At 64.5% G+C, this 23002-nt stretch carries 21 protein-coding genes, 1 tRNA gene and 1 other RNA gene; 19 read left to right on the top strand and 4 right to left on the bottom strand.

Annotated elements, in window-relative coordinates; translation table 11 throughout:
* Positions 1-234 precede the first annotated feature (234 nt).
* The 9 genes from wrbA (at position 235) to ffs (ending at position 7717) form a co-directional block, all read left to right on the top strand.
* Positions 235-834: an NAD(P)H:quinone oxidoreductase gene (wrbA, locus tag AC3EDY_RS05680; protein WP_488571497.1), complete on the top strand. Its 600-nt coding sequence runs from the start codon at positions 235-237 to the stop codon at positions 832-834.
* Between the two features lie 168 nt (positions 835-1002).
* On the top strand, positions 1003-1422 hold the full coding sequence (locus AC3EDY_RS05685) for a ketosteroid isomerase-related protein (RefSeq protein WP_488571498.1): 420 nt from the start codon (positions 1003-1005) through the stop codon (positions 1420-1422).
* Positions 1415-1999, top strand: coding sequence for a GNAT family N-acetyltransferase (locus tag AC3EDY_RS05690; protein ID WP_488571499.1), 585 nt, complete (start codon positions 1415-1417; stop codon positions 1997-1999). The genes AC3EDY_RS05685 and AC3EDY_RS05690 overlap by 8 nt, the downstream gene beginning before the upstream one ends.
* Positions 2000-2010: 11 nt before the next feature.
* Positions 2011-2940 carry a carbon-nitrogen hydrolase family protein gene (locus AC3EDY_RS05695; RefSeq protein ID WP_488571500.1) on the top strand — a complete coding sequence of 310 codons (930 nt, stop codon included), beginning with the start codon at positions 2011-2013 and terminating at the stop codon, positions 2938-2940.
* A gap of 82 nt (positions 2941-3022) precedes the next feature.
* Positions 3023-5497 (top strand): TonB-dependent receptor, encoded by a 2475-nt coding sequence (locus AC3EDY_RS05700; protein ID WP_488571501.1) that lies wholly within the window; start codon positions 3023-3025, stop codon positions 5495-5497.
* 2 nt (positions 5498-5499) lie between these two features.
* Complete coding sequence (locus AC3EDY_RS05705; protein ID WP_488571502.1) at positions 5500-6627, top strand: glycerophosphodiester phosphodiesterase family protein; 1128 nt, start codon at positions 5500-5502, stop codon at positions 6625-6627.
* 140 nt (positions 6628-6767) lie between these two features.
* Complete coding sequence (locus AC3EDY_RS05710) at positions 6768-7232, top strand: low molecular weight protein-tyrosine-phosphatase (RefSeq protein ID WP_488571503.1); 465 nt, start codon at positions 6768-6770, stop codon at positions 7230-7232.
* Between the two features lie 62 nt (positions 7233-7294).
* The gene (locus tag AC3EDY_RS05715) at positions 7295-7573 is read left to right on the top strand and encodes an ETC complex I subunit (RefSeq protein ID WP_488571504.1); all 279 of its coding nucleotides are present in this window, start codon (positions 7295-7297) and stop codon (positions 7571-7573) included.
* Between the two features lie 49 nt (positions 7574-7622).
* Positions 7623-7717: signal recognition particle sRNA small type (gene ffs, locus AC3EDY_RS05720), an RNA gene on the top strand.
* An 18-nt stretch (positions 7718-7735) separates the two neighbouring features.
* Here ffs and AC3EDY_RS05725 read toward each other — a convergent pair.
* On the bottom strand, positions 7736-8221 hold the full coding sequence (locus AC3EDY_RS05725) for a DUF4188 domain-containing protein (protein WP_488571505.1): 486 nt from the start codon (positions 8219-8221) through the stop codon (positions 7736-7738).
* Positions 8222-8319: 98 nt separating this feature from the next.
* Between AC3EDY_RS05725 and AC3EDY_RS05730 the strand changes: the two genes are divergently transcribed.
* From AC3EDY_RS05730 to lon, 4 genes are all read left to right on the top strand, one after another.
* Complete coding sequence (locus tag AC3EDY_RS05730; protein ID WP_488571506.1) at positions 8320-10173, top strand: DNA polymerase III subunit gamma/tau; 1854 nt, start codon at positions 8320-8322, stop codon at positions 10171-10173.
* Positions 10170-10505 (top strand): YbaB/EbfC family nucleoid-associated protein, encoded by a 336-nt coding sequence (locus tag AC3EDY_RS05735; RefSeq protein WP_488571507.1) that lies wholly within the window; start codon positions 10170-10172, stop codon positions 10503-10505. The genes AC3EDY_RS05730 and AC3EDY_RS05735 overlap by 4 nt, the downstream gene beginning before the upstream one ends.
* A gap of 100 nt (positions 10506-10605) precedes the next feature.
* The gene (locus AC3EDY_RS05740; protein WP_488571508.1) at positions 10606-11727 is read left to right on the top strand and encodes an MlaA family lipoprotein; all 1122 of its coding nucleotides are present in this window, start codon (positions 10606-10608) and stop codon (positions 11725-11727) included.
* A gap of 158 nt (positions 11728-11885) precedes the next feature.
* A complete protein-coding gene (gene lon / locus AC3EDY_RS05745) occupies positions 11886-14297 on the top strand; it encodes an endopeptidase La (protein WP_488571509.1) in 2412 nt (803 codons plus the stop codon).
* A 55-nt stretch (positions 14298-14352) separates the two neighbouring features.
* Here lon and AC3EDY_RS05750 read toward each other — a convergent pair whose 3' ends face one another.
* Entirely contained in the window at positions 14353-14487 is a 135-nt protein-coding gene (locus tag AC3EDY_RS05750) for a hypothetical protein (protein ID WP_488571567.1), read from the bottom strand.
* A 33-nt stretch (positions 14488-14520) separates the two neighbouring features.
* Between AC3EDY_RS05750 and AC3EDY_RS05755 the strand changes: the two genes are divergently transcribed.
* Positions 14521-14817 (top strand): HU family DNA-binding protein, encoded by a 297-nt coding sequence (locus AC3EDY_RS05755; protein ID WP_488571564.1) that lies wholly within the window; start codon positions 14521-14523, stop codon positions 14815-14817.
* A gap of 81 nt (positions 14818-14898) precedes the next feature.
* Here the strand turns inward: AC3EDY_RS05755 and rlmB are convergent, their stop codons facing one another.
* On the bottom strand, positions 14899-15747 hold the full coding sequence (rlmB, locus tag AC3EDY_RS05760; protein WP_488571510.1) for a 23S rRNA (guanosine(2251)-2'-O)-methyltransferase RlmB: 849 nt from the start codon (positions 15745-15747) through the stop codon (positions 14899-14901).
* Between the two features lie 189 nt (positions 15748-15936).
* Between rlmB and AC3EDY_RS05765 the strand changes: the two genes are divergently transcribed.
* Positions 15937-16022, top strand: a tRNA-Tyr gene (locus AC3EDY_RS05765).
* A 197-nt stretch (positions 16023-16219) separates the two neighbouring features.
* A complete protein-coding gene (locus tag AC3EDY_RS05770) occupies positions 16220-17431 on the top strand; it encodes a tyrosine-type recombinase/integrase (RefSeq protein WP_488571511.1) in 1212 nt (403 codons plus the stop codon).
* Between the two features lie 15 nt (positions 17432-17446).
* Here AC3EDY_RS05770 and AC3EDY_RS05775 read toward each other — a convergent pair whose 3' ends face one another.
* Positions 17447-18229 (bottom strand): S1/P1 nuclease, encoded by a 783-nt coding sequence (locus tag AC3EDY_RS05775; RefSeq protein WP_488571565.1) that lies wholly within the window; start codon positions 18227-18229, stop codon positions 17447-17449.
* Between the two features lie 532 nt (positions 18230-18761).
* On the opposite strand from AC3EDY_RS05775, the gene AC3EDY_RS05780 reads away from it, so the two are divergent.
* The 3 genes from AC3EDY_RS05780 to AC3EDY_RS05790 all read left to right on the top strand — a co-directional run bounded on the left by AC3EDY_RS05780 (position 18762) and on the right by AC3EDY_RS05790 (position 22965).
* Positions 18762-19313, top strand: a complete 552-nt coding sequence (locus AC3EDY_RS05780; protein WP_488571512.1) for an RNA polymerase sigma factor — start codon at positions 18762-18764, stop codon at positions 19311-19313.
* Positions 19306-20316 (top strand): FecR family protein, encoded by a 1011-nt coding sequence (locus AC3EDY_RS05785; protein WP_488571513.1) that lies wholly within the window; start codon positions 19306-19308, stop codon positions 20314-20316. Before AC3EDY_RS05780 ends, AC3EDY_RS05785 begins: the two co-directional genes overlap by 8 nt.
* A gap of 102 nt (positions 20317-20418) precedes the next feature.
* Positions 20419-22965 (top strand): TonB-dependent receptor domain-containing protein, encoded by a 2547-nt coding sequence (locus tag AC3EDY_RS05790; protein ID WP_488571514.1) that lies wholly within the window; start codon positions 20419-20421, stop codon positions 22963-22965.
* Positions 22966-23002 lie beyond the last annotated feature (37 nt).

Here is a 23002-nt window from a genome sequence, read left to right on the forward strand (position 1 = left end):
AAAACGAAGGAGTCGCAGGGCGACTGCATCGCGTGGGCCGGGGCATTTCACCACCGCCCATATGCGAAAACGGGCAGAAACGCAAACGCCGGGCGCGCGTTCTACGATTTCGAACGTTTGGTGCAATCTTATCGCTCTATCTGGAAGTGCGCGACGGCGGCACAAGGCGGGCAATGCGGCGTGACGGCCACCGGCACGCGGCACCCTTTCAATTCTGTCAGAGGATGACATGCGATGAGCAAGGTTCTGGTTCTTTACTATTCCAGCTATGGCCATATCGAAACCATGGCCAATGCCATTGCCGAAGGCGCGCGCGAAGCCGGCGCGACTGTCGATGTGAAGCGCGTTCCCGAAACCGCCCCGCTCGAAGTGGCGCAGTCCGCCCATTTCAAGCTGGACCAGGCCGCCCCCATCGCCACCGTGGCGGAACTGGCCGATTACGACGCCATCATCGTGGGCACCGGCACCCGCTTTGGCCGCATCAGCTCGCAGATGGCTGCGTTTCTCGATCAGGCCGGCGGGCTTTGGGCCAGGGGCGCGCTCAACGGCAAGGTGGGCGCCGCGTTCACCTCCACCGGCAGCCAGCATGGCGGCCAGGAAACCACGCTGTTTTCGATCATCACCAATCTGCTGCACTTCGGCATGACCATCGTGGGCCTGGATTACGGGTTCCAGGGCCAGATGACGCTCGATGCGGTACACGGCGGCGCGCCTTACGGCGCCACGACGATCGCCGGCGCGGACGGCAGCCGCCAGCCCAGCGACATCGAACTCGACGGCGCGCGCTATCTGGGCCGCCGCGTGGCCGACACGGCCAACAAGCTGTTCGGCTGAAACGGTTCGTTCCGGCCCGAGGCCCGGCGGTGCGGGGTTGCCCGCGCCGCCGCACGGCCGCGAAAACGGTATTGGCCAAAAGCGATATTGGCCAAAAGCGGTATTGGCAGGCCGGCCGACAATCGGCTAGCGCGGGTGGCGTATTCCCTCTTGCCGGAGCCCCTGCCGATGTCGCGCGCAGCAACGCTTGCCCTGCTCCAAACCTATTATGCCGCGTTCAACGCGAAGGACTGGGACGGTATGCTGGCTTGCCTTGCCGACGATGTGGCGCACGATATAAACCAGGGCAGCCGTCAATACGGCAAGCACGCCTTTCGCGCGTTTCTGGCGCACATGGAACGCTGCTATGACGAGCAGGTAGGGCACCTGGTGTTGATGGCCGACGATGACGGTGCCCGCGCCGCCGCTGAATTCGTCGTCCTTGGCCGCTACATCGCCACCGATGAGGGCCTGCCCGAAGCGCGGGGCCAGAGCTACCTCCTGCCTGCCGGTGCTTTTCTGGCGGTGGAAGACGGCAGAATCGCGCGCATTTCGACGCACTACAACCTTGCCGGCTGGACCGCCCAGATCCTGTCGCAGGATGATTGACGTTCGCCCGCTGCGCGAAGCCGAACTGGATGCAGCGCTGGATGATCTGGCCACCCTGCGCATCGCGGTTTTCGCGGCCTGGCCCTATCTCTATGACGGAGACCGGGACTATGAGGCACGCTATCTGGCCGAATATGCCGCCGCGCCCGGCGCCGTGCTGGTGGCCGCGTTCGATGGCCCAAGGATCGTCGGTGCCGCCACCGCCGCGCCGATGCACCACCAGAAAGCCGAATTTCGTACGCCGTTCGAACAGCGCGGCATCGATACCGCACGCCTGTTTTACTTTGGCGAAAGCGTGCTGTTGCCCGCCTACCGCGGCCAGGGCATCGGCCATGCCTTTTTCGATCATCGCGAAATCGCCGCGCGCCGGGCCGGGGCCGATGCAGCCTGCTTTGCCGCGGTGATCCGGCCCGAGAGCCATCCTGCGCGGCCCGCTGGCTATCGCCCGCTCGATGCGTTCTGGCAAAGACGCGGCTATGGCCTGATTCCCGGCCTCGTCACTCACCTGGCCTGGAAAGACCTGGGTGAGGTGCGGGAAACGCCCAAGGCCATGCAGTACTGGTTCAAGCATCTGTAACGGGGCTGCCGATGCCGCGCTTTCTTGTCGCCGCCGCACAATACCCGGTCGATCGCCTGGCCGATTGGGCCGCCTATGAAGCCAAGCTGGCCGCATGGGTGGGCGAAGCGGCCGCCGCCGGGGCAGCCCTGCTGGTCTTTCCCGAATATGGCGCAATGGAACTGGCCAGCCTCGATCCGGCGACCATGGGCGATCTGGCCGTGTCGATCGATACGGTTTCGCGGCTGCTGCCCCGGGTCGATGCCTTGCACGCCGATCTGGCGCGGCGCCACGGCGTGCATATCCTGGCGGCGAGCGCCCCCCGTCGCGATCCCGACGGCAAAGTGCGCAATGCCGCGCGCCTGTTCGCGCCCGATGGCGCCATGGCCACGCAGGAAAAGCTGATCATGACCCGCTTCGAGCGCGAGGCCTGGTTCATCAGCGGTGGCGACAGGCTGCGGCTGTTCGAAACCGCGCTGGGGCGCCTTGCCATCGCGATCTGCTATGACAGCGAGTTTCCGTTGATTGCCCGTGCGGCGGTGGAATCCGGCGCGCAAGTGCTGCTGGTGCCCAGTTGCACCGATACGCTGCACGGCTATTGGCGCGTACGCATCGGCAGCCAGGCGCGGGCGCTGGAGGGGCAATGCTATGTCGTGCAGGCACCCACTGTCGGCGAAGCGGCGTGGTCCCCGGCGGTTGATGTCAACCGCGGCGCGGCGGGGATCTATGGCCCGCCCGATGCCGCGCTTGCCGAGAGCGCGATGCCGGCCGACGGCGTTCTGGCGCTGGGGCGGGAGGGGCAGGCGCAGTGGGTCTATGCCACGATCGACACGGCCAGGGTCGATGCGCTGCGCCGCGACGGCGGGGTGCTCACCGTCGCGCATTGGGATGAACAACCCGGCGCCGCGCCTTTGCCGCGCATCGAGCGGGTGGTCTTGGGCGACAATATTTCAACGGATTGAAATCGTGTAATATGAACGTCTTGAGCAGATCCTAGGCGGCCCCGGCATCGCCTGTTGCGATGCACCATGAGGGTTACCTGCAATGTCGATCGCTTACTGCCGCTTTCCCGGCCGTTTCCATGGTGCCGGCGCCGTACTTGCCATGGCCATAACGCTGGCCACGCCGGCCCATGCGGCCGGGTCTGCCGATGCAGCCGATACCCCAGCGCCGGCGGCGGACGATGCGGCCGCGGCATCTGGGCAAAGCACGATCGTCGTTACCGCGGTCAAGGCGACCCGCTCTGCCACGGCGATCCCCGGCGCCGAAATGCAGAAGCTGCTGCCGGGCATCAACCCGCTCAAGGCGATCCAGACCCTGCCCGGCGTCGCGTTCGTCAATGCCGATCCCTGGGGCAACAACGAACAGAACTCCTCGCTGTTCATTCACGGCTTTGCCAGCAATCAGCTGGGTTACACGCTCGATGGCGTGCCGCTTGGCGATCAATCCTACGGCAACTACAACGGTCTTTCGCCGCAGCGGGCAGTGATTTCCGAAAACGTCGCCCGCGTCATCGTGTCGACCGGTGCGGCCGATCTGGGCCTTGCCTCGACCAGCAATCTTGGCGGTGGCATCGAAACCTTCACCCAGGACCCGGCGGCCCAGCGCGGTGCCACGCTCAACCAGACGATCGGCAGCTACGGCACGTCGCGCACGTTCGTGCGGCTCGATTCCGGCACGTTCGGCAATGGCAACAGCTTTTACGTTTCGGGCGTGCGGCAGCGCGCCCGCGCCTGGGATTTCAACGGACGCCAGGGCGGCTGGCAGGCCAACGCCAAGTTCGTGCATGATGACAGCGTGGGCAGGCTGACGGCATACTTCGCCTATTCCGACAAGACCGAGCCGAACGAGGATGCCACCACGGTCTACAAGGTGGCAGCCACGCCGGCCCAGGCCTATCAGCCTTACACGCGGCCTTTCACATATCCCGATTTTTCGTCGGCGGTGGCGTATCTCGATGCCAATGGCAACGTGCCTGCCCGCGAAGCCAACAACTATCGCAACTATTATTCCGCCGCCCAGCGCACCGACTATGTCGGATATCTCAAGTATCAGGCACACCTGACCAGCACGATGGATTGGGCCACTCAGGTCTATTACCATCACAACGATGGCGTGGGCATGGTGGCCGGGCCGATTACTGTGGCATCGCTGCCCTCGCTGTTCGCGCTTTATTTTCCGGGGGAGAATCTGAAGGAGGCCACCGGTAATTCCGGCTACGCCATCCGCACCACCGAATACCGGGTCGATCGCGGCGGGGCGATTTCCAACATCACCGCCGATGCCGGCGATCACCATATCGAGGCGGGGGCCTGGATCGAATACAACAGTTCGGCCGCCTATCGCCGCTGGTATGCGCTGGATGTGAACCAGCCGCAGAACTACAGCCCCTATATCCGCCCCAGCAACCCGCTGTTCACGCAATATGGCAGCGAGATCCGCAACACCGTGGTGCAGCTTCACGCGCAAGACGATTGGCACCTCATGCCCAATCTGCTGCTTCAGGCCGGGGTGAAATCCAGCCTGCAGTTCGCACGCGGCGACATGGTGGTGCAGCCGATCATCGGCTCGCTGCCCGGGTCCTCGTCGGCCCTGCCCAGCGGCGAGATCAATACCAAGCGCTGGTTCCTGCCCACGTTCGGCGCCAAGTGGGACGTCACCGCCACCGAACAGGTCTATCTCAACGTGCAGAAAAACCTGCGCCAGTTCATGACCTATGGCGCCGGCGGCGTTTCACCCTGGAGCACGGGCAGCCAGGCCGCGTTCGACGAATTCAAGCGGAACGGCAAACCCGAAACCTCGTGGACCTATGAGCTGGGCGTGCGCACCAACCGCGAACTGGGCGGCGGCGTGGGCGTCAACGCGCAGGTCAACGTCTATCACGTCGATTTCCGCGATCGCCTGCTGGGCATCACCGCGGCGGTGGGTGGCCTTGCCGGCGGATCGATCGCCGGGGGGACGCCGGCCATCTACAACGTGGGAAGCGTCAAGACCGACGGCATCGACGTGGCGCTGACCCTGCGCCTGGGCCAGGCGTTCTCGCTCTACAACGCGTTCAGCTACAACCGCTCGATCTATGACAGCGACTATTCGACGCAGAGCGCCAGCATCAATGCTGCCACCGGCACCCGCATCGGCGGTACGGCAACGGTGAATGGAGTGGTTCCCACCGGCGGCAAGCGCATTCCAGGCAGCCCGTCGGTGCTCAACAAGACGGTCGCCACCCTGACGACGGGCGGGTTCGAGGGACAACTGGTGGGCGATTACATCGGGCGCCGCTATGCCACTTATACCAACGATGCCTGGGTCGATCCCATTTTCACCGTCGCTGCGCGTCTGGCTTACAGGTTGCCGGCCGAACGGTTCGGCCTGCGCCGGGCGGAGATTTCGGTGAACGTCACCAACCTGTTCGACGAAAAGGGTGTCTCGACGCTGTCGGTCACTTCGAATACCAATTCGTACGCCGTCTATCCGCTGGCGCCGCGCCAGTGGTTCGCCACACTTTCGCTGGGGCTTTGATCATGAACGGGCCGGTTTCGCGTCGCCGTCTTCTTGCCGCCGGGGCGGGGCTTGCCGCCACGGCCGGGGTGCCCGCGCTGGCGCGCCGGGGCGGTGGCGGGAAGGCGCAGGGGCAGCCGGCCCATCCCCTGGTGCTGGGTCATCGCGGGGCCTGCGCGCACCGGCCCGAACATACCCTGGGCTCCTATCAGCGCGCCGTGGCCGACGGCGCCGATTTCATCGAGCCCGATCTGGTGCCGACCCGCGACGGCGTGCTGGTTTCGCGCCACGAACCCAATATTGCCGAAACCACCGACGTCGCTTCCCGCCCCGAATTCGCGGCCCGCAGAAAAGTGGCGGTGATCGACGGAGAGCAGCAGGAAGGGTGGTTCACGACCGATTTCACCCTTGCCGAGCTGAAAACGTTGCGCGCGAAAGAGCGGCTGGGTCCACTGCGCCCCGAAAGCATGGCATTCGACGGACAATTCCAGATCCTGACGTTCGATGAAATCGTGGCCTTTGCCGCCGCGGCTGCCAAAGGCCGCAGGCGCCCGCTGGGCATCATTCCCGAAATCAAGCATTCCACCTATTTCGCCACCCTTGGCTTTGACATGGAAGCCAGGCTGATCGATCGCGTCCGCGCCCATGCCTGGCTGCAGCAGGCGCCGGTGATCGTGCAATCGTTCGAGATTGCCAATCTCAAGCGCCTGCGCCGCGCGCTGGCCCCGTGGCGCAACATCGCGCTGATGCAACTTGCCGATGATCCGGCCCGTCACCCGGGCGACGTGCTGGCCGCCGGGGGCAGCCTCACTTATGGCGAGATGCTGTCGGCGCCGGGCCTTGCCGGTGTCGCCGCCTATGCCGACTGGATCGCCCCCTGGAATCGCAACCTGATCGGCGTCGGCGCCGACGGGGCCCTGCAGCCACCGGGACCGGTCATTGCCGATGCGCACCGCGCCGGTCTCAAGGTCGGCTGCTATACTTTCCGGCCCGAGGCGAAGTTCCTGCCCGAAAGCCTGCGCCAGTGCGGCGATGCGCTGCGCTGCGAAAGCGGCAGCATCGCGGAAATCCGGGCCTATCTTGCCGCCGGCATCGATGGCTTCTTTACCGACGATCCCGCCTTGGGCCGCCGCGCCGTGGACGGGGGCTGAGCCGCCGGCCTGTCGGCCTGCTTAACGCTGGACATTTTGCACCGCAGCGTATTTTATTGCGCTGCGGCGGATGGCGCCGCGCTTGATGCCGGATAGCGGCGCGAAACCCGCGTGGCCGCAGAACGGGCGGGAGAAATGCGGTGAGCCAGCCGGCCGTGCTGTTCGTTTGCCTGGGCAACATCTGTCGCTCGCCACTGGCCGAAGCCGCGTTTCGGGCCGAGGCGGTGAAAGCGGGGCTTGCCGTCACGATCGATTCGGCCGGCACGGGCGGATGGCATGCCGGCAACCCGGCCGATCCGCGTGCCGTGGCCGTGGCCCAGCGCCACGGGCTGGACATTTCCACTCACCGCGCCCGCCAGGTGGTGGAAACCGATTTCACCCGCTTCGGCCAGATTTTCGCGCTCGATCCGCAGAACCTGCAAGACCTCAGGAACATGGCGCCGCGCCGTATCCTGGCCCGCATTGGCCTGCTGATGGATCTGGTGCCCGGCCGCGAAGGGCAGGCAGTGATCGACCCTTATTATGGCGACGAGCAGGATTTTGTCGACGCGTGGGAGGATGTGAGCCAGGCGGCACGCCATCTGGTGGCCCGAATGCAGCGCTGACCGGCCGGCCAAGGCACCATATCCCCCTTGATTTGCGCGCCGAAACCCACGAAAGCACCGTCATGCCAGCACGCATCTATCAACGCCCGAAGAACGCCATGCAGTCCGGCAAGGCCCGGACTGCCGACTGGGTCCTGGAATTCGCCCCGGCAGAGGCCCGGCGCCCCGATCCGCTGATGGGCTGGGCCGGCTCCGGCGATACCCAGTCGCAAGTGGTCCTGAATTTCGCCAGCGAGGCCGAAGCACGCGCCTATGCCGAAAAGTACGGCATTGCCGTGCATGTCACGCCCACGCCGCCGCGCCGGCTCAAGTTGCAAAGCTACGCCGACAATTTCCGCTGACTATCGCCCCGGCGCTTGCAATCGGGCAGCGCGGGCGCCATATGCCGGCCCGGGAGTCGGGCGGGCGTTTGCGTTCGCCAACCTGGTCAGGTCCGGAAGGAAGCAGCCACAACGGATTGCGGCGGGTCGCCCGGCTCCTTTTGCGGAGCGGCCTCGCGCGGGTCAGCCTTCTGCTGTCATCCGCGCACGCGCAGCCTGGCGCGATCCGGTTGCCGGAACAAGGCCGGTTATTTTTCCCAGTCCGAATGCCGGCATGTCGACATAGAGAGTTTCGCTGCTTCCCGCCGGCACGGCATAGGTTTCATGGAAAATGCCAACGGCCCCGACGCGCGCTTTCGCGGCCTTGTTGAACGCTACCCAGGCGGGCCAGTGCGCCTTGTCGGCCGCGCGGGCATAGGCCTCGAGGCTGTCGAAATCGCGCCAGTATTGCACCAGCATGATCGTGCGCAATCCGCGCAGCACCGGCTCATATCCCAGAAACCCGCTATCGGGCGCGGCCGAAAGTTCGGCCAGCATCGGCCCCATGGCACGCGCCACCGGCAGCCAGGCGCCGACCGCGCGAAAGCGGTTGATGCGCATGCCGATCAGGAAGATCACCAACGGGCCGGCGGCGGGGGCGGTCTGGCGGCCGGGAACGATTGCAGGCATTACGCTGGAATACGCCGGGCTGCGGTGCGACGCAATCGGCGAAGAAAGGATGCGCGGCGGTTCGACATTCGCGCCCTTTGCGCCTACCTAGGGCAGCGATGGCCGATTCAACCGACATGTTTGGGCACGAACCCGAAGCGCAGGATGCGGAGCCCGCTCCGGACCTGGCCACCGCGGCCGAACTCGAAGCGGCCGGGCAGGGCGCAATGTTCGGCGACACGGCGCCGGCACCCCCAATTCCCCCCCCTGCGCCCGCCGCCACGCCGGCACAGCCCTATCGCGTGCTGGCCCGCAAATATCGCCCGCAAACCTTTTCGGCGCTGATCGGACAGGAAGCCATGGTGCAGACCCTGGCGAACGCGATCCGCCGCGATCGCCTGGCCCATGCTTTCCTGATGACCGGGGTGCGCGGGGTGGGCAAGACCAGCACCGCGCGCCTCATTGCCAAGGCGCTCAACTGCGTGGGGGCCGACGGGCAGGGCGGGCCGACGATCGATCCGTGCGGCCAGTGCGAGCCGTGCCGCGCCATTGCCGAGGGGCGCCATATCGACGTGATCGAGATGGATGCGGCCAGCCATACCGGCGTTGACGACGTGCGGGAGATCATCGAGGCGGTACGTTATGCCGCGGTTTCGGCGCGCTACAAGATCTATATCATCGACGAAGTTCACATGCTGTCGCGCAATGCGTTCAATGCCTTGCTCAAGACGCTGGAGGAACCGCCGGCGCACGTCAAATTCCTGTTCGCCACCACCGAGGTGGACAAGCTGCCGGTGACGGTGCTTTCGCGCTGCCAGCGCTTCGATCTGCGCCGCATTCCGGCCGCGCTGCTTGCCGATCATTTCGCCCAGGTATGCAAGGCCGAAGGCGTCGAGGCCGAGGCCGAGGCGCTGGCCATGGTCGCCGCCGCGGCCGAAGGATCGGCGCGCGACGGGCTTTCCATTCTCGATCAGGCGATCAGCCATGCCGATATGGCCGGCGCCGATATTGCCGAGGGGGGCAATGGGGCGGCAATCGCGATCACCGCCGCGCAGGTGCAGGACATGCTCGGCCTTGCCGACAAGACTCTGCAACGCCGCCTGTTCTCGGCCATGCTGGACGGCGACGGCCCGGCGCTGCTGGCCGAAGTGGCCCATCAGTATGCGCTGGGGATAGAGCCTGTCGCCATGCTGCGAGCGCAACTCGATCTGGTGCACAGGATCACCGTTGCGCAGATCAGCGGCCCGGGCGGCGAAGCGCGCTCTCCCGAGGAAGCAGCCGCGTTGCAAGGCTGGGCCGGCACGCTTTCCGCCGGGCAGTTGCACCGCCTGTGGCAATTGCTGCTCAAAGGCCATGACGAAGTGAAAACCGCGCCCGATCCGCTGGTGGCGGCGCAGATGGCCCTGCTGCGCGTGCTGCACGCGGCGGAAATGCCCGATCCCGGCGGCCTGGTGCGCAAGCTCGAGGCGATGCTGGCACAAGGTGCCGCGCAGCCCGGGCCGGCGCCGGCCGGCGCCGGAGCCCCGGTTGCGGCCCTCGGCACCGCGCCTGCCGGTACCGTGGACATGGATTGGCAGGCGCTGGTCGAACGGGTGGAGGAAGCCTCACCGCTCGTCGGCGCGACCATGCGTCTGTCCGTCCGCGTGATCGAACTGCGCCTGGGTCTGCTGCGCTATCAACTCGCCCCCGGCTTGCCCGGTGATCCCACCGCCGACATACGCAAGGCGCTGACCAAAACGACTGGTCGGGACTGGCAGGTCGAGCGCCTGGAAGGTGCTGCAGCGGAAGGTGCGCAGCCCAGCCTGGAAGAAGCCAGGGCTGCCCGGGAAGCACAGGCCGAAGCCGCGATGCGCGCCGATCCTCTCGTCCGCGCAACGCTCGAAGCCTTTCCCGATGCGGAAATCCTCGATGAATCCAACCCTGCCACGGCCGAGCGCCGGCCGTGGTCGCCCGCGCGGAGCAGACAAGCATGAAGTCCATGGAAGAAATGATCCAGGCGGCGCAGAAAGCCGCCGAAACCATTCAACGCCAGATGGAGGACGCCCAGGGCCGTCTCGACGCGATCGAGGTGGAAGGCGCGGCCGGGGGCGGCCTGGTCAGGATCAAGGCATCGGCCAAGGGCCGCGTGATCGGCGTTTCTATCGACGACAGCCTTCTTGTCGTGGCCGACAAGGGCATTCTCGAAGACCTCGTGGCGGCCGCTTTCAACGATGCGCGCGCCAAGGCCGACGCCGCTGCCGGCGAAGAGATGCAGAAGGTGCAGATGGCAGCGGGCATCCCGCCGGGGTTCAAGCTGCCCTTCTGACTTGCGCTTTCTTGCTGCATTACCGCTCGCTGTTTCGCCATGGACGGAGCTTTGCAACCGTTCAGCCTTCAGTCATGGCGTAACGGACAACGGAGACGAGATGATCGTATTGCTTGCCGCCGCGTTGGCCGGAACCACGCCGCTTGACGAAGGTACCGCGCCGCAGCAGGCGGCTGCCAGCGCCCCTGCGCCGGTCGTGGCATCCGGCGCGGCACCAGCGGCTTTGCCTGCGGTGCCCCCGGCAGAGCCCGCCCGCGCGCCCGATGGCCAGATCCTGCCGCCGATCGTCCTGCCCGCCCTGCCGACATCCGCTTCGACGCCGGCGGCATCGCTACCGGCCGCGGTTGCAGAACAGCCCGGCGATGAGGCGGGCATCATCGTCAATGCCCGGCGCGGTCCGCCGCCGGGCGATCCGGCAATCGCTGTCAACAAGGTTACCTTTGCCGCGACCCAGGCGGTCGACCGGGCTCTGATCGCCCCGGCGGCCAAGGCCTATGGCTCGGTCGTGCCCTCGCCGATCCGCGCCGGCTTGCGCCATTTCTTCACCAATCTCACCGAACCGGTCGTCGCGCTCAATTTCCTGCTGCAGTTGAAGCCGGGCAAGGCCGCCGAAACCCTTGGCCGGTTCGCGCTCAATTCGACGGTCGGCGTCGCCGGCCTGATCGATGTGGCTGTGGCCAAGCCATTCAAGCTGCCTTACCGCCGCAACGGCTTTGCCAACACGATGGCCTATTATGGCGTCGGGCCGGGGCCGTTCCTGTTCCTGCCGCTGGTCGGCCCGACGACGCTGCGTGATGTAATCGGCCTTGGTATCGATCGCTCGTTGCTGCCGCTCGCTGTCGGTGGTCCTTTGCGCAGCCCGTACCTGGTGGTAGGCGGTTTTGTCGTGCGCTCGCTCAACGATCGACTTGACGATGATCGCCAGATCCAGGCTATCCGCAAGGCCGGCGATCCTTATCTGGCCACCAAACAGGCCTATCTAGCCGCCCGCCAGGCCCAGATCGATGCCCTCAAAGGCAAGAAATCCACGCCGGCCGTGCCGCAGGCGGGCTCTCAGGTGGTTCCCGCGCCGGCAGTGCCCCCCGTTTCCGTGGCGCCCGGCCCGGCACGGGCGCCCGACGGGCAGGTCCTGCCGCCCATCATGCTGCCGTCCCCCACGCCGGCGGCTCCCGCACTGGCCCCGGCGGCTCCGGCCCCGGCCCCTGCGCTCACCACGCCCTGACGGCAGGTGCTGCAAAAATAACCCGCGCGGGTTGAAATCGGGCAATCCCCCACCGTCTTGTCGCAGGGGCATTGCGGGGCCGGGGCTTCCACCCCATATTTGCGACAAGGCCTGCCGGTTTCGGCCCTTCACGGCAGGTGGGACGGACATTTGTGCTTATGACTTCTTATCCCCTGCTACCCTTGCGTGACATCGTCGTGTTTCCCGGCATGGTCGTGCCGCTTTTCGTCGGCCGCGAGAAATCGGTGGCGGCGCTGGAAACCGCGATGGCCGGATCAAAGGACATTTTCCTTCTGGCCCAGCTCGATCCGGGCTGCGACGATCCCGATCGCGACGATCTTTACGAAACCGGCGTGATCGCCACCGTGCTGCAACTGCTCAAGCTGCCCGACGGCACGGTGCGCGTGCTGGTGGAAGGCAATCAGCGCGCTCAGCTCAAGACGCTCAATGCCGAGGCGACAAGCCACGGCGACATGCTCATGGCCGAAGTCGACGCGATCGACCCCAACGCCGTCACGGGCACCGAAGTCGCGGCCATGATGCGCTCGGTAGTCGATCAGTTCGGCGAATATGCCAAGCTTTCCAAGAAACTGCCCCAGGATGCCGGGCAGCAGCTGGGGGATATCGAGGATGCCGGCAAGCTCGCCGACGCCGTGGCCGCCAATCTTGCCGCCAAAGTGGCCGACAAGCAGGCCGTGCTTTCGGAAAGCGATGCGCTCAAGCGCCTGGAAATGGTGCTTTCCTTCATGGAAGGCGAACTGGGCGTGCTGCAGGTGGAGCGCAAGATCCGCGGCCGCGTGAAGCGCCAGATGGAAAAGACCCAGCGCGAGTATTACCTCAACGAGCAGCTGAAGGCGATCCAGTCCGAACTGGGCGGCGGCGATGGCGAAGAAGCCAACGAAATCCAGGAGCTGCAGGACAAGATCGACAGCCTCAAGCTGTCGAAGGAAGCCCGCGCCAAGGCCAATGCCGAGCTGAAGAAGCTCAAGACCATGCAGCCGATGAGCGCGGAGGCCACGGTCATCCGCAATTATCTCGATGTGCTGCTGGGCCTGCCCTGGGGCAAGCGGTCCAAGCTGAAGAAGGACATCGCCGGCGCCCAGGCGATTCTCGATGCCGATCACTATGCGCTCGACAAGGTCAAGGATCGCATCGTCGAATATCTTGCCGTGCAGGCGCGCACCAACAAGCTGAAAGGGCCGATCCTGTGCCTCGTCGGCCCGCCGGGGGTGGGCAAGACGTCGCTGGGCAAGTCGATTGCCAAGGCAACGGGGCGGCAGTTCGTCCGCCAGTCTTTGGGCGGCGTGCGCGACGAGGCCGAAATCCGTGGCCACCGTCGCACTTACATCGGTTCGCTGCCGGGCAAGATCGTGACCAACCTGCGCAAGGCCGGAACGGCGAACCCGCTGTTCCTGCTCGACGAGATCGACAAGCTGGGCCAGGATTTCCGTGGTGACCCGGCGTCGGCTCTGCTCGAAGTGCTCGATCCCGAACAGAACGCCAAGTTTCAGGATCACTATCTGGAACTCGATGTCGATCTGTCCGACGTGATGTTCGTCTGCACCGCCAACAGCCTCAACCTGCCGCAGCCGCTGCTCGATCGCATGGAAATCATTCGCCTCGAAGGCTACACCGAGGATGAGAAGGTGGAAATCGCCGAGCGTCATCTGGTGAGCAAGCAGGTGGAAGCGCATGGCCTCCGCCACGACGAGTTCACACTGACGCAAGCGGCGCTGCGCGATCTCATCCGCTTTTACACCCGCGAAGCCGGTGTCCGCACATTGGAGCGGGAAATTGCCCGCCTGGCGCGCAAATCCTTGCGCAAGATTCTGGAAGGCAAGGAAAAGAGCGTGACCATCACGCCCGAGAACCTTGCCGAATTTGCCGGGGTGCGCAAATTCCGCCACGGCGTTTCCGACGAAGAGAACCAGGTGGGCGCGGTGACCGGCCTTGCCTGGACCGAAGTGGGCGGCGAATTGTTGACGATCGAAAGTGTGACCGTGCCGGGCAAGGGCGCGGTGCGCACCACGGGCAAGCTGGGCGAGGTGATGAGCGAGAGCGTCCAGATGGCGTTCAGCTTCGTCAAGGCGCGCAGCCCGGCCTATGGCATCAAGCCCTCGATCTTTCAGCGGAAGGACCTGCACATCCACCTGCCGGAAGGCGCGGTGCCCAAAGACGGGCCGAGCGCGGGCATCGGTATGGTCACGGCGATGGTTTCGACCCTTACGGGCATTGCCGTGCGTGCCGATGTCGCGATGACCGGCGAGGTTACGCTGCGAGGGCGCGTACTGGCGATCGGCGGCCTCAAGGAAAAACTGCTGGCCGCCCTGCGCGGCGGCATCAAAACGGTGCTGATCCCCGAGGAAAACCGCAAGGACTTGGCCGAGATTCCCGCCAACATCCGCGAAGGGCTGGAAATCGTGCCGGTAAGCCATGTCGACGAAGTTCTGGCCCGCGCGCTTTCCGCGCCGGTGGAAGCGATCGAATGGACCGAGGCGGATGACCTTGCTACGCAGCCGGCCGCCAATGCGCTTGGCCCCGGTGTGCCGGCCGCACCCACTGCACATTGACCGGGTCTGCACATTGACCGGGTCCGCATATTGACTTTGGCGGCTTTCCCGTGCGTCAGGCCAGGCCGCGCGTAACGGTGTTGCGCGCGGCTTGTCTCTTGCCGTCCGCGCTGCCCGCCGCCGTGACAATCAGCGCCGATCCGGATATTTGCCTTTGACAGCGCTTTTTTTCTCGGCTTGTTTCGCTCATCCGAAATCGCGCTTTTTCCAATCTGACTATTCTATAAGAAGTAGGGGGTTCCCGCAGATGAACAAGAACGATCTGATCAGCGCTGTTGCCGATGTCAGCGGCCTGTCCAAGGGCGATGCGATCAAGGCCGTGGAAGCCGTGTTCGAATCGATCACCGGGGCACTCTCCAAGGGTGAAGAAGTCCGGCTTGTCGGTTTCGGCACCTTTTCGGTGGCCAAGCGCAAGGCGTCTACCGGCCGCAACCCGCGTACGGGCGAGCCGATGTCGATCAAGGCCTCGGCCCAGCCCAAATTCAAGGCGGGCAAGGGCCTCAAGGACGCAGTGAACTGATCCCGACCGGTTGCAAGCTTCAAGCAGGGCCGCGTTGCATGGCGACGCGGCCTTTTTCGTCGGTGCAACGTCTTGCCGGCATCAGTCCGCGTCGGCCGCGCGCGTCGCCGCGGCATAGAGAGCGATGGCTGCCGCATTCGACACGTTGAGGCTTTCGACCGCGCCGCCGATCGGCAGCCGGGCGATGGCATCGCAATGCTGCATCACGTTATGCCGCAGGCCTTCGCCTTCAGCCCCCAGCACCAGCGCGACCGGCCCGGTGGGCAGTGCCTCCGGAAAGGCGGCCGGCCCATCGCCATCAAGTCCGATCCGCCAGTAGCCGGCTTCGGAAATCGATTCGAGCGCGCGCGCCAGATTGACCACCCGTACCCATGGCACCACTTCCAGAGCGCCCGAGGCGGATTTGGCCAGCGTGCCCGATTCGAGCGGCGCATGGCGATCCTGGGTGATCAGCGCCGCCACGTCGAATGCGGCGCAGCTGCGCAGGATCGCGCCCACGTTGTGCGGATCTGTCACCTGATCCAGCAGCACGAGCGTGCGGCCGTCGGCCTCGTCCAGCACGTCGTCCAGCGCTACGTCTTCCAGTGGCAGGCATTCCAGCACCAGGCCCTGATGCGGGGCATCGCGCGCCACCAGGCGGGCCAGGTCCACCGCCTGGGCATATTCCACCGGCAGATCGCGCGGCAGTTCGGCATCGTGGTCGTCGAGCATCGCCTGGATCGCCTCTCGCGTGCCCCACAGTTTCCTGGCCGTGCGATCGGGATTGGTCAGCGCGGCCTCCACCGCATGGCGGCCCCATAGCCGAACCGTCCCGGTACTGCCACGGCCGGACCCGCGCCCGCCCTGGTTGCGCCCGGCCCGGCCACGCAGCGCGCGCGTCTTGCGCCCACTCTCGGGGCGGTGGTCTTCATCATCGTCGTGGCGGGGCATGGCGAACACCTGTGCATAAAAGAACGAAAACTGCCACGCCCTTAGCCAGCCCCCCCATTGACAGGCAAGCGATGGTTCTTCAAAGGGCCTCTCACTCGGCCGGACAGGCCATTCCGCATCGGGCGGCGTGGTTTTTCAAAAGCAGGAAAAGCCTGAAAACGGCAATTCCGGCACCGGCGAATCTGGTGTGGACAGGTGGCCGAGTGGTTAAAGGCAGCAGACTGTAAATCTGCCCGCGCAAGCGTACGCTAGTTCGAATCTAGCCCTGTCCACCACCCCCTTATTCATCGATATTCGCCAAGGCCCATGGAAATCCCCGATTTTCTAGGGTATTTTGCCCTCATCAGGCCGCCGACAACCGCTCCCGTTCGCCTGCAGCCGGAGCCTAGTGTGGGGGTAATGTGGGGGTAAAATAGGTTACCCCCACACTTCGACTCCCCGGTGTAGGGGCAAGGAATGTGGGGGTAAATCGATGGGCAAACTCACAGCAGTTGCGGTCAAGGCAGCCTTGGCGAATCCAGGAATTTATCAGGATGGGGAAGGGCTGTTCCTGAAAGTTGACAAGCGCGGCGGTGCCTACTGGCTCTTGCGACTCCAGCGGGATGGCAAGCGACAGGATATCGGACTAGGCGGTGCCAAGCTGCTTACGCTGGCGGAGGCGCGTCATAGGGCCGCTGGGCTCCGCAAGGCGGTCAAGGTCGATCAGCGCGATGTTTTGGCAGAGAAAAATGATGAGGCAGCCGCCAAGGTGACGTTCCGCGTTGCGGCGATCCAGTACCACAGCGAGAACGAGGCGGGCTGGAAAAGCGCGGTCTATGCGCGCCAGTGGCTCGCCAGTCTCGAAAACTACGCCTTCTCGAAGCTGGGCGACATGCCGACGGGCAGCATCACCAGCGCCGATATCATCACGGTGCTGACGCCGATCTGGCAGGAAATCCCCGAAACCGCGCGGCAGGTGCGCAACCGGATTTGTGCCGTGCTCGATTATTCCCATGCCAAGGGGTGGCGCTCGCGCGAGGCACCTTCGGGAAATGGCAGCCTGAAAGCGGGTAGGGGGTTGCCGCGACAGGTGAAGGAAAGGGGCAACCGCAAAGCCATGCCCTATGTGGCGCTGCCAGGTTTCATCACCGCCTTGCGGCGCAAACCATCCTTCGGGCGGCTGGCACTGGAACTGCTCATCCTCACCGGCGTGCGCAGCCAGGAGGTCCGGCTTGCGACATGGGCCGAATTCGATCTGGAGAACCGCCTGTGGATGATCCCCGCCGAGCACATGAAGCGGAGCAAGGCGCACATCGTGCCGCTGTCTGACGAGGCGATGGCGGTGCTGGCAAAGGCTGGTGCCCTGCGGATGCCCGAGAGCGAAGTCGTGTTTCCCGGCGTAGCTGGCAAGGCCATGTCCGACATGACGCTGCTCAAGGTGCTTCGCGACATGAGTGAACCGTACCACGTCCACGGCTTCCGCTCAGCCTTCACCGATTGGGCCGCAAACGAAGGCTTCCCCGATGCCGTGGTTGAAGCCGCGCTGGCGCACAAGACGCCCGACGCAGTGCAGGCAGCCTATCGCCGCACGACCTATCTTGGCACGTCGGACCAGCCTGGCGCACGGGTGAAGTTGATGGCTGCCTGGGGACGATATTGCCTGGGGTTGGCAGCTGGCACAGACAAGACTGCGCCGCCTGCTTGAGAGTGCTTTATTCAATTATTTATAGTCGAACAGCGCATTTAGATACGCTGCAATCCGCACCCCCGCCTGCTTCAAGCGCAAATCGACTTCGGCGCGATGCTGATACGCGTAGCTCCAGCTGAGATCGGTATCTTGCGGATAGATCATCTTGCGCAACGCAATGCTCTCGCGCACCCATTGCTGCGGCTCGCGAACATTCCATGTTATGACCTGGTCAGGGGTGATGGAGCGGGACAACCACCGCGCATATTCCGAATAGGACAGCGACCGCTGCTCGATCATGGCCGAGTCCCACACTGCGTGCAGATTTGTGGGCTTGCCGAACCAAGTGACTTTGAAATCATTGCCACCCCGATCCGTGCCGCCGCCAGCGTGAAGAGGCTGGTGGAGATCGCCGATGATGTGGACAATGAAACGCAGTGCGAGGCGGCGGTCCTCAAGCGGAGCACGAGTGTCCTTGAGCGTCGCGGTAAACCGGGCAAGTGCGGTCATGGCATCACCCTCTGGGGGCGCGTCAGAGGGTTGATAAACATCGCCTTGCCTGACCGTCACATAGTGCCAGGGACCCGCTTCCTTCTGCCAGAACGGCGAAGGATCGGACCGCATGTCGTCGGCCCAGGTCGAGGCTTCCGCAAGATCCTCGTCGCCCAGCAAGAGTTGGACGTTGGCACGGGCAACGCCGCTCAGGTGCTGATCGGCAATGGCGCCGGTGATGCGGTGTCCTTCCGCGCCCCAGGCCCAGGCCGCAGAGGCGCCAGAAACGGCAACAAGGGCTGAGAGGCCGAATAACGTGCGCATGCATTTACCCGCTAACAGCGCTGTGTGACAATATAGAGCCGCCATTGGACCTGCTCGCGCATGTTGCGCCAGCCCGCCATGACGAGGATATCCATCGGCCAGAGTTCCGAGACCGGCGCAATAGACTGCCTCATCATCCGACATGACGCTTCGCTCCTGCCACCGGTTTTTCCCGACATGACCGGTCGCGTCGGGACGGCGTCCTATATGCTTGAATTGCAAGCGTTCGCGCAATGCTTGCGTCTTGGCCTGCCTACGGTAAGTTGGTGTTGCGCCATGCTGTCATGGCGCCGAGGCGTGAGAACCTCGTGCGAGATGAAACCGATCCGCCGTTATCTGGCCGGGTGGCCGACGCGCATGTCCAAGCCGTTCGCGGCCAAAGGCGTCGGCGCATGTGCTCGTGCATGTTCTCAACACCCGGCTTTCGCCGGCATCGCCTCGCCCGTTGCGAGGAGATGCGATCGATGCGATCCGGAAAAGGGGTCGGCGCCAGGCGCCGCACATCATGCGGTTTGCGCTAGGGGCGGCCCACTTGCCTCTCGAAGAAGGCGAGCCATTGCCGTCGGTCCACGATCGTGTGCTGTCGTGCACAACCGCGATCGAGGAGATGTATCGCGCCGAACGGCCGCGGCTCTTGCGGTTCCTTGATCGGCGCGTTTCCGGCGATCATGCCGAAGAGATCGTCCAGCAGGTATTTACCCGTCTCGTTGCGCGGACGGGATCCCATGCCGAAGGGGTCGGGTCAGCTGGCGCTTATCTGCGGGAAGCGGCGCGCAATCTTCTGCGCGATCATGCCCGTACCGCCGCCCGCCGTTGTCAAGCCCAGCATGTGGCGATCGAGGATGTCGACATTGGCGGCGGAGATCCTGTCGCTGCTTTGGAAGCGCGTGACCGTCTGGCGCGGATCGAACAAGCCGTCCTTCGCCTAAAGCCACTGACCCGACAGATATTTCTCGCTTGCCGCCTGGACGGCTATACTTATGCAGAAATTGCCGAACAGACGGGGCTGAGCGTGCGGGGGGTGGAAAAGCAGATGAGCCGGGCCATCAAGCAGCTTGGACAGCATCTTCGCGATCATGACTGAAGCGCCGGGTCCAATTCCGGGTCGCATCCACGATGCCGCCGCCGATTGGCTGGCGCGTCGCCAGCAGGATACTGGCGTGGAGGATGATAGGGCCTTTACGGCCTGGATTGCGGCCGATCCTCGCCACCGGATCGCCTATGAGCAGGTCGAGCAGTATTGGACGGAAAGTCACTGGCTTGCCGCTCGTGCGGTTGGGCGTGCGCGAAAACTTGATCGCGCGCCTTTCCTGATGCGACACAACACCCGCGTCGCTGCGACCGTCCTGAGCTTGGCCGCCGTTCTTGGGATCGGAACGGCAGGCCTGCTGCAATACGGGCCGCCTTTCGCAATTATCGCCTCGGCGCAAGCCGCGACTTATGAAACCGCACTTGGCGAAATCCGAACCGTGTCGCTCGCGGATGGGTCGCAACTCACGCTGGATACTGCAACGCGCGTGCATGTCAGGCTTTCAGCCGGGGAGCGTCATGTCCAGCTGGAACGAGGCAGGGCGCGTTTTCGCGTCTCGCCAGATAGCCAACGCCCATTCATCGTTACTGTCCACGGCGGCACGATCGTTGCGCGAAGCACCCTGTTCGATGTCAGCGTTGAAAGCGGAGGTCCTGTTGTCGCCGTGCTCCAGGGGCGTGTCGATCTGACCAGCGCGCCTAGCGCAGCCTCTGGTCCTGCCCGCGTGCTTGAGGCCGGGCAGACGGCGAACCTGACCGGTGCTGACCAGCCACGTCCGACACCGTCAGGCGCGAGCCAATGGGTGTCCGGCATGCTGACGCTCGACAACACGCCACTGGGGGAAGCCGTCTCCGCCATCAATCGCTACAACCGCATCCAGATACACCTCGCTCAAGCTGACCTGACCCGTCTGTCGGTGACCGGGGCTTTCCAGGTTCGCAACCCGGATGCCTTCGCGCAGGCCGTGGCAGCATCGTTCGGGCTCGATATCGACCGGTCCGAACCGGACGTGATCGGCCTGCGCCCGGTCTCATCGCGCACTCTGCCTCTCCGCTGAAAAAACTGTCGGGGCTTTCCCGTCCTCGGCGTCTTCCCCTCAACCAGCCACGTCGTGGCCAGGGGGGAGACACGTAACATGGTTCGAATTCACCAAAGACATTTGTTCGACAGCATCGCGGCCGTAACGCTGGTAGCGAGCCCATCGGTCTTGCAAGCACGGAGCGTTGAGCGCCTTTCCTTCGATCTGCCAGCACAGCCACTGGGAGAATCGCTCAAGGCACTGGCCCTCAAGTCCGGTAGAACGGTGCTGGCCGATAGCACGGTCGTGGCGGGCAAGCAGGCCCCGGCACTGCAGGGATCCTATACGGTTGAAGACGCGTTGCGCCTCCTGCTCGACAGGTCGGGGCTTTCCTATACCTCTATCGACGGCGGTTTTACGGTACGGCAGGGCCAAATCGGCAGCGATAACCGTTCCCCCAGCGACGCGCCGGATATCGTCGTAACCGGCAGCCGGTTGCGCGGTGCCGCGATTGCCTCGCCGGTTGTCCGCATCGGCCGGAACGACATTCGCGATTCAGGTCAGGCCAGCCTGGGTGATGTTGTTCGCCGTATCCCACAAAGCTTCGGCGGTGGGCAAAATCCCGGTATCGGCATGAATGTCCCCGAAGCCAGCGGCGTCGATGTTGGCGGCGGATCGTCGATCAATCTCCGTGGCCTGGGCAGCGACGCGACCCTGACGCTGCTCAACGGGCATCGCCTTGCCTACACTGCTGTCCGGCAAAGCGTGGACGTCTCGGGCATTCCCCTGTCTGCGCTCGACCGTATCGAGGTCGTGCCGGATGGCGCTTCGGCGGTCTATGGGTCGGACGCGGTCGCCGGGGTCGCCAATATCATACTGCGCCGGGATTATGAGGGGCTGGAAACCAGCGCACGCTTGGCCGGCACGACTGACGGCGGCAACTTCCAGCAGCAGTATGGCGCTCTGGCTGGACGCAAATGGCGATCAGGAGGTCTGTTTGCCGCCTACGAATATGGCAGCAATACCGCAATCCGCGCGAGCCAGCGGTCGTATGCGGCGACGCGGTCCCCGGGCCTCGACCTGTTTCCCGCGCTGCGGCATCACAGTCTCGTTGCCAGCGGACATCAGGACCTTGGCGGCGGCCTGACGTTTTCTGTCGACGGGCTCTACAATATCCGCTGGAGCGACTTGACGTTTCCGACGGTGGCTGGCGGCGATCTCGAAGAAGGCAGGGCCACCTTCCTGTCCGCCGATAAGTCCTTCGGTGTCGCGCCGACGTTTACGCTGGGTTTGTCGAACGGCTGGCAGATCGCGCTTGGCGGAACCTATGGCAAGCAACGGGTCGATTATCACCAGGTCGAATGCACTCTTGGCGTCTGTAGCGATTCCGGTCCCAGTTTCTATCGCAACACCGCCAGATCGGCTGAGATCAATGCCAATGGCAATCTCTTTCGCTTGCCTGGCGGGATTGCCAAGATCGCCATTGGCGGCGGCTATCGAGGCATTGGCTTCCAGCGTTTTGCAGGGACCGGTAGCGCGGTCAACACGGTCGCGTCTCAGGACAACCTGTTCGCCTTCGGGGAGCTCAGCCTTCCTCTTGTCGGCCCAGGCCAGAACCTGCCGCTGGTCTCGAAGCTCGATGCCAGCGCTGCCCTACGCTACGAGCGCTATCCCGGCATCGGGGACGTCGCCACGCCCAAGCTCGGCTTGGCCTGGGCCGTCACCCCCGACCTGAGCATGAAGGCGAGCTGGGGAAAATCCTTCCGCGCGCCGACGCTTTACCAGCAGTACCAGCCACGGGCCGTCTATCTGTTTCCCGCCTCCACGCTGGGGGCGACGGGCACGCCTTCCACTGCCGGGGCTATCCTGGTTCTCGGTGGCAATCCTGATCTCAAGCCGGAAAAGGCAACGACTTGGTCGACCACGCTTGCGCTCCATCCCCGCGCGCTGCCTGGCGCGAGCCTTGAAATCAGTTATTTCAACGTGCGTTATCGCGACCGCATCGTATCGCCGATTACCTTGCTGACCCAATCGCTCAGCAATCCGATCTACCGAAACCAGGTCACTTACAACCCGAGCGACAGCGCCCAGGACGCGGCGATTGCGAGCGCAAGTACGTTCCTTAACATCACGGGGGCGCCTTACGACGCCGCCAATGTGGTCGCGATCGTCAACAACGCCAATGTCAATGCCGGCCGGCAGCGGGCGCGGGGCGTGGATATCCTTGCCAGCTACGCTTCGACGGTTGCGCCAGGCCAGCAATTGCGCCTTTCGCTCGACATTGCCTATCTCGAAAGCGACCAGCAACTCAGTGCCGGCCAACCGACCTATGCTCTGGCCGGTACCATTTTCAACCCGCCGCACTGGCGGGGGCAGGGGAGCATCGCCTGGACCGGCGGAGACCTGACGCTGTCCGCCAATGCCAACTACACTGGCGGTGTCGACGATACGCGGTCAACGCCAGCGGTGCGTATAGGCGGGATGACGACGCTCGATCTCACGGCGCGCTATCGCATCAATGCCGATGCCCCGCTCGGCGGTCTTGAGTTCAATGTATCGGTCCAGAACCTGTTCAATGCCAAGCCGGACCCGATCGCGACGTCGATACCCTACGACACGCCGTACGACTCGACGAACTATTCGCCGGTCGGCCGGATGATTGCCTTCGGGATCACCCGCCAATGGTAAGCGCTTGGCTCCGCCCCTGGTGCGCCGCTTTCTGCCT

Source organism: Novosphingobium sp. DS6-6 (assembly GCF_057784975.1).